This window comes from Streptosporangium sp. NPDC005286 (assembly GCF_040607515.1).
Classification (GTDB): Bacteria; Actinomycetota; Actinomycetes; order Streptosporangiales; family Streptosporangiaceae; genus Streptosporangium.
The window spans coordinates 55,680-62,247 of the sequence record NZ_JBEXGU010000043.1; the positions used below are offsets into that span (position 1 = coordinate 55,680).

Here is a 6,568-nt window from a genome sequence, read left to right on the forward strand (position 1 = left end):
TCGGTACGCTCCCCGAGTCGAAACAGACATCCGGGGGTTGGCATGGGGGCGCAGGAGATAGAGGTCAAGTATCGCGTAGCCGACCTGACGGTTCTGGAAGAGGCGCTGGCTCGGCGTGGGATGTTCCTGTCATCCCCGACGCACCAGGATGGCCAGGCGTACGCCAGAGAGGGTTGGACCTACGAGCACAGCAAGATCGGGATGCCGTTCGCCCGGCTGTGTACGGAGCGGGGTCGGCATCTGTTCACGGTGAAGAAGCCGCTGGATAACGCGATGGCCTGCCTGGAGCATGAGACCGAGGTCACCGACCGGGAGCGGATGCACCAGGCCATCATGGCGATGGGCTTCTACCCGACGATCCGCATCGTGAAGACCCGACGGACCTCGGTGCTGGGTGACCTGACGATCTGCCTCGACGAGGTGGAACACACGGGGGCCTTCGTCGAGATCGAGCGCACGGTGGAAGGTGAGGAGTCAGGCGCCGCCGTACAGGAGGGACTCGACGCGTTCGCCCGTTCCCTCGGCGTTGACCTGGAGCGGACGACGGACACCTACGACTCGCTGGTCCGCGCTGCTCTGGCGCCGGTTTAGAACAGCGGCAACGTCTGCTCGGCGTCGCCCAAGGACACGCCCGCCATGTTGCGCAGCCCGGTAACAGTCAAGCTGTCCCCGTGGGGAAGTTCCCGGATGAGCGCGCCGAGGAGTAGCCCGGCGCCGACCGCGTCCCACAGGGCACGGTGCGGTTGCCCGCCGGTCAGTTTGGTCACTTCGTCGTCGAGTCCGTAGTAGGCGAGGAGCGCGGTCAAAGATCGATGCTGAGTGTTCCCATGGACGAGGCGGGCGAGTTTGAGTGTGTCGATCAGGGAGGCCGGATGGATGCCGGGGCAGCGCAGTGACAGCAGCCGCCAGTCCACGTTGACGTTGTGGCCGACGATGGCCGCCCCGTTGAGGCGGCCGGCCAGCTCCGGTTCGACGGCATCCAGCCGAGGGGCCAGGCCGAGCACATCGTTGGTCAGGCCGGGGGAGGACCAGGGGCGGCGTGGGATGCGTCGACCCGGGTTCACCACAGAGTCGTAGGCGCTCTGCATGTCTGGGCGCCCATCGGCCAACGGGACGATTCCGACCTCCAGGATCGCCTCGTGCTCACGGTCCTGGCTGCCGCTGCCCTCAAGGTCAAGGGCGACCAGGGGTGCGACAGTCCACGGCTGGTCGTGCATGGCGCGATTCTCCTCCGTCAGTCGTCTCCGTGGCGCGGACTGCGGCGAGAGGCTCAACCCATGACGACCTCGCCAACGTCAACTACCGCCGACCTTTCGGGCACTTGTAGTCAGGGGCGTGCTTATTCGGGCAGCAAATAACCCCCATCGAAACGAAGCGCTCCCCTTTGAGATGGAAACCCCATTGGATATCGGTACCGCCAGGGAGTGCCTCCGCTGCTCCTGCGTGGCGGTGCTCTCGGCCGATCTTCGCCTCCTGATCGGGGAGGTGGAACGAGGGGCAAGCCATGTCGTACTGGTCAATGAGCCAGGTCGCGGCGTCGCCGGCTTGGTCGAACGAGGTGACAATGCGGTTGTGCGGCTTGAGTAGCCAGTCGCACAACCTCATGGGCGGAAGGGGCGAAGACTGAAATTCGGCATGAAATGGTCTGCGGATGCCCTCACCGTTTAGGTAAGGCGTTGCCTGGCCAGTCCATGTATATCCGTGAAAATGATGCACCGGTCCTCTCCCTATACGACTACCGAACCTGAAAGGTCGACGTTACCTGTGATCACGCCTCTGACCTGGGAGAACAGAGGCGTTCTGGGTAACGCCAACCTTTGATCACCAGTAACGGCCTTGCCTGTGGCCCCACAGGCAAGGCCGCATTGCGGGGGTGCTAGATCAGACTGCCGATGCCGGCGCGCAAAGCGGCCAACTCGGCACCGTTGAACAAGAGCGTCCCCGCTCCGGGGTTCTTGCTGTCGCGCAGGGCGAAGACGCCGTCACCAACGACGGCCATCTCCGGGCACGCCTCCCCCTCGCCGTCGTCGTCGTTCGACCCGCCGCAGGGGATGCGGGTGAACTCCGCGGCGGACAGGTCCGTTCTTCCGTACAGGTTGGGTGCCATGAGCACACCTCCGTGTGATGGGATCGGTCCGCCCTGACGTTAGGGATCGGCTGACAAGCCGGTCCACGAAGGTTGATGATGTTGCGCGAGGGAGTCACGACCGCCTCGGAAGTCCGCAACATTCCGCACCACGAGAGTGGGGAGCCGAACATGCGTCTAACGTTCGTAGGTAAAGATCCCGACAGTAACCCGACCGGCTCACCGACCGTCTACCGGACCGACCGTGGTAGCTGGGTGGTCCAGGGCTGGATTGTCACCGACCCGGAAGCCCTCGCCCAGATGGACATCCCCCTGGGGGAGGTCGCCTGCGAGATCCCCGACCGAATGCTTCAGTTCTTCGCACCGGCAGGCCCATGAACATCTCTGACGACGCGTTCGAGGAGCTGTTGGCCGGCTTCGAGCACAGCGCTGTTCACCTGGAAATGCGGGATGCCTACGGCACCGCAGTGGAACTGCCCTACATGGCCAAGTGGGCGGCCGGAGAACCGGATGACCTGGAGTGGCTACAGGGCTGGTGCTCCACACTGCGCGAACATGTGAAGATCGGCAAGACGGTACGAAGGGCGCGTATCGTGTCGGAGCCACTGAGCGACTATCAGCGCTGGTCATACAGCATCGCTCATCCGATGGTGGAAGCCGGCGAGGACATCCGCTGGGTTCCTCGCCGTCTGGTCTCGTCGATCCCCCTACCGGGCAACGACTTCTACCTGTTCGATGATCGCCTGGCGGTGTTCCTCCACTACGCCGGCAACGGCCTGGGAAGAGCGAAGGTGACCTCTACGGATCCAGGCGACATAGCGCTGTGCAAGAGCGCTTTTGAGACCGTCTGGAAGTTCGCGATCCCCCACAGTGAGTACACGCCAACTTAGCCCCGCCCAGCGGGCCGCCGAAGCTCTCGGGCAGCGCCTTCGTGAGATTCGTACGGGCGCCAACCTCACCGGCCGCGCCCTGGCGGCCGAAGCGGGGTGGCACTACACCAAGGTCAGCCGCATGGAGCACGGCGGCAAAACCCCCACCGAGGAAGAGATCCGGATCTGGTGCCGGATCTGCAACACCGAGGACCAGATCCCGGATCTGATCGCCACCCTTCGGTCGATCCACTCCATGTACCAGGAGTTCCGGCGTCAGACGCACGCTGGCATGAAGCGCCTGATGCAGGTGCATGTCCCCCTGTACGAGCGAACTTCGCTGTTTCGGATCTATGAGCACAATGTGATCCCTGGCCTGTTCCAGACGGCTGACTATGCAGCCGCGATGCTCTCGTTCTGGATCTCGTTTCTCGACACCCCAAATGACCTGGAAGCCTCCGTGATCGCCCGCGTGGAGCGTCAGCGGGTCATCTACCAGGCGGGCAAGCACTTCAGCGTGCTCATCGAGGAACAGTCCCTGCGGACGTGGTTCGGTACGGCCGAAGTCCAGGCCGGACAGCTTGACCGCCTGCTCACCGTCATGTCGTTGCCGACGGTCTCGATCGGCATCATCCCCATGATGATCGAGCGGCCCTGTGTGTCCTCCACCGGCTTCTGGATCTTCGATGACGAATTGGTGTGCCTGGAGACACCGACCGCGAACATCGAAGTAACCCGCCCTTCCGAGGTCAAGCTGTACTTACGCATGTTCGGTCACCTCGCGAGCGTCGCCGTCTACGGGAAGGCCGCGCGCCACATCATCACTTCAGTTGCAGAAGAACTGCCCTCCACGAAATAGCGCAACATTCCGCAACTTCCTGAATGCGGGGGCGATCATCGGCACTGTGAGGTGCTCCAGAGATTCTGGACAGCGCCACCACCAGGGGTGGGGTCGTCAGAAAGGGAAAGCGTTAGCTGGAGCAGGTGAGTTTCTTGGTGAATGCTCGGTTGATGGTCGGGTCGCGACCGTCTACGTAGCGTTGAGTGGGTTGGTAGCCGATGCCGGTGTAGAGGGCCAGGGCTGCGGTATTGCGTACTCCGGTTTCCAGGATGGAGCGCTGTGCCCCGTTCTGCGCGGCGTGGTGTTCGAGGGTAGTCAGGATGCGTTCGCCCAGGCCGAGGCCGCGTAGGCGTGGGACGGTGTACATCTTCTTGATCTCGATGGTGCGGGTCTGTTCGTCGAAGGTGCGGTAGCCGCCGCAGGTCACCGGGACGGTGTTGAGGTAGCCGACGAGGAACAGGCCCTGGGGCGGGGCGTAGGAGGCGGGGTCGGCTTCGAAGGGGTCGGCGTAGCCGTAGCGCTGCTGCTGGTCGTCGAAGAGGGTGCGGACCAGGCGGGTGGCGTCCGGGTGGTCGTAGGGGCGGGGCCGGATGAGGAAACGGGTGGCGATCATGTCTGGGCCAAGGCGGTGTCGAGGTGGGGGAGGAAGGTCGCGACTGCCGGGGAGCGGCCGCGGCGGGCGAAGGCCGGGCGCAGGCGGCGCAGGTAGGTGAGTGCGCGGATCGACTGGACCTCGTCGAGCCGGGTGAGTGCGGCCCGGCCCGCGTCGACCGCCGCTTCCATGTCGCCGCGCAGCAGGTGGGCGTGGGTGAGGAAGGCGCCGTGCAGGAGGGCGGAGCGTGGGTAGTCGGGGCGAGCGCCGACTGTGGAGATCGGAGCGAGGAGGTTGACGGCCTCGCCGAGCAGGGGTTTGCGGTAGACGGTCATCTGCTCGCCCAGGACGACGAGGGCCTGCCCGGTCTCGGCGGTCAGTTGGTCGGGCTCCAGGTAGTAGAGGTAGGTCGGGGCGGCGTCGGCTGAATCCAGCAACTCCCTGGCCTTCTCTGCGGCTTGGCGGAATGCGGAGAGGTCTCCTGCGGCGGCTGCGGCGGTGGCGACGCGGCCGGTGATCCGGGCTCGCGTGACGGGGTCGGCCGGACAGCAGCGTTCGGCCGCCAAGGCGATGTGGACTGCTTCCTGGCCGTGGCCGGCGAAGGCGGAGATGTAGGCGAGCATGCCGATGGCGTTGGCGGCCCGGCCCAGCTCGCCCAGTCCTCGGGCGACCCGTTCGCTGAGGAGGAGGTAGCGTTCGGCGGCGCCGGGGCGTTGGGCGTCGAAGTGGACCCAGCCGACGAGTTGGGCGAGGTCGGCGACGATGGTCAGGAGTTGGTGCCCGACGGCGGGCTCGTAGTCGGCGCACTGCACCAGGTCGAGGACGTTGCGCAGTTCGCTGGTGATGTAGCGCAGGCTGAGCGCGCCGCCGCCGTGCTGGTCGTCGAGCTTGCGCAGTGCTTCGACGTGCGCGCCGATCAGTCGTACCTGGGGTGGCAGGACACGGTCGCGGCCCGCGTGCCGGTGAGGCTGTGACACGGTCGCGTGCAGGCCGTCGAGTACGGCGGCGGCCAGGTCGGGTCCGGAGGCGGCGGCGACGTCGGCGTGTTTTCCGGTGCTGAGAGTCGTCAGGTCGCTGAGCGACTGAAGCATGTCCTCGACGTTCGCCGAGGGGCCGAGAGCGGAGACGGCGGGCAGGGGTGAGGGCTGCCGGGACGGCCAGAGCTGCTCGACTCGGATCGTGCAGCCGAGGTGTTCGGAGAGCACGATGGCCGCCACCGAGGGGATGGGGTCGTAAGGCTTGTAGCCGTGCCGGACCCAGGCGTAGGGGGCGGTGGGGTCGATACGCCGGGTACCGAGGCCGCGTCCTTCCAGCCAGGAGTTGATCGCGGCGGCGAGCTGGCGCGGGTTCATCTCGGCGCGTTGCAGGATCTCGGCCAGTGCCGTGGGCGTGTGCGTCATCCGGGCCTCCCTGTCTCAGGCGAACGGTAGCCCGATGACTACGTGGTGTGAATGGCTCTGTGGTTCGGAACGGTGAACCTTCACGACCTTCACGGGGTGGTCGGGAGGTTCACGACCTTCACAGTGGAAAGTTTGTCACTCTGCGTCGCGCCGCTGGTCCACTGGGTGACGGACGGCGGGGCGGTATGCGGCTCGTCGACGAGACCCGGGAGGTACGGCGTGGCACCCTCGATCAGGCTCCACGACTACCGCGTACTGGTGAAGACCCTACGGCCCGGCTCCGCCGCTCATCGGGCCCGAGCCGTCGTCCGGCAGGTGCTCCAGGACGCGGGTTTCGACGGCGAGGAGCTCAGCGATGCCGAGAGCGCCGTCGCCGAACTGGCCGCCAACGCCGAGGAGCACGGCTGGCAGCCCTTCGAGCTGCGCGTCGTCTTCGTGGACGGTGAGCCGTCCTGGTGCGAGGTCATCGACGCCGACCGGGACCTCGACGGTATCCCCGCCATCCTCGATCGGCTGCGCGCCTGCGGTGAGGAACCCGATCTGGGCCTGTTCGCCGAGCGCGGGCGCGGGCTGCTGCTGGTGCACGCACTGTCCAAGGGCCGCTGCCGGGCGTATGTGACTCGGATGTGCGCCACCGGGACCCCCGGTAAGGCCGTCGGGTTCGCGCTGCCCACCAAGACCGGTCCGCGTCCGAGCTCCCCCGTGCCGGATGACGGACCGCCCCAGAAGGCCGGTGCCCACCTTCCCACGCAACCGTGGGCACCGGCCTTCCCTGACCGG

9 protein-coding genes are annotated in these 6,568 nt (G+C 66.1%); 5 read left to right on the forward strand and 4 right to left on the reverse strand.

Going from position 1 to position 6,568, the window contains the following annotated elements; all coding sequences use genetic code 11:
• Positions 1-42 precede the first annotated feature (42 nt).
• Complete coding sequence (locus ABZU75_RS18225; RefSeq protein WP_355555319.1) at positions 43-591, forward strand: CYTH domain-containing protein; 549 nt, start codon at positions 43-45, stop codon at positions 589-591.
• Here the strand turns inward: ABZU75_RS18225 and ABZU75_RS18230 are convergent.
• Together ABZU75_RS18230 and ABZU75_RS18235 are read right to left on the reverse strand one after the other, a co-directional pair.
• Positions 588-1,217: a 3'-5' exonuclease gene (locus ABZU75_RS18230; RefSeq protein WP_355555321.1), complete on the reverse strand. Its 630-nt coding sequence runs from the start codon at positions 1,215-1,217 to the stop codon at positions 588-590. The two genes, ABZU75_RS18225 and ABZU75_RS18230, sit on opposite strands and share 4 nt — an antisense overlap.
• Positions 1,218-1,876: 659 nt before the next feature.
• Positions 1,877-2,107 (reverse strand): DUF397 domain-containing protein, encoded by a 231-nt coding sequence (locus ABZU75_RS18235; protein ID WP_355555323.1) that lies wholly within the window; start codon positions 2,105-2,107, stop codon positions 1,877-1,879.
• A gap of 150 nt (positions 2,108-2,257) precedes the next feature.
• Between ABZU75_RS18235 and ABZU75_RS18240 the strand changes: the two genes are divergently transcribed.
• Genes ABZU75_RS18240 through ABZU75_RS18250 form a run of 3 tightly spaced genes read left to right on the forward strand, consistent with a single transcriptional unit; the run spans position 2,258 to position 3,814 of the window.
• Positions 2,258-2,464 carry a hypothetical protein gene (locus ABZU75_RS18240; RefSeq protein WP_355555325.1) on the forward strand — a complete coding sequence of 69 codons (207 nt, stop codon included), beginning with the start codon at positions 2,258-2,260 and terminating at the stop codon, positions 2,462-2,464.
• On the forward strand, positions 2,461-2,976 hold the full coding sequence (locus tag ABZU75_RS18245; RefSeq protein ID WP_355555327.1) for a DUF6879 family protein: 516 nt from the start codon (positions 2,461-2,463) through the stop codon (positions 2,974-2,976). Before ABZU75_RS18240 ends, ABZU75_RS18245 begins: the two co-directional genes overlap by 4 nt.
• Entirely contained in the window at positions 2,957-3,814 is an 858-nt protein-coding gene (locus tag ABZU75_RS18250) for a helix-turn-helix transcriptional regulator (protein WP_355555329.1), read from the forward strand. Before ABZU75_RS18245 ends, ABZU75_RS18250 begins: the two co-directional genes overlap by 20 nt.
• Before the next feature lie 112 nt (positions 3,815-3,926).
• Here ABZU75_RS18250 and ABZU75_RS18255 read toward each other — a convergent pair whose 3' ends face one another.
• Both ABZU75_RS18255 and ABZU75_RS18260 read right to left on the reverse strand, forming a co-directional pair.
• Positions 3,927-4,409 carry a GNAT family N-acetyltransferase gene (locus tag ABZU75_RS18255; protein WP_355555331.1) on the reverse strand — a complete coding sequence of 161 codons (483 nt, stop codon included), beginning with the start codon at positions 4,407-4,409 and terminating at the stop codon, positions 3,927-3,929.
• Entirely contained in the window at positions 4,406-5,788 is a 1,383-nt protein-coding gene (locus ABZU75_RS18260; protein WP_355555333.1) for a hypothetical protein, read from the reverse strand. Before ABZU75_RS18260 ends, ABZU75_RS18255 begins: the two co-directional genes overlap by 4 nt.
• 219 nt (positions 5,789-6,007) lie before the next feature.
• On the opposite strand from ABZU75_RS18260, the gene ABZU75_RS18265 reads away from it, so the two are divergent.
• Positions 6,008-6,568 (forward strand): ATP-binding protein (locus ABZU75_RS18265; RefSeq protein WP_355555335.1); only part of this gene is annotated, 561 nt, incomplete at its 3' end.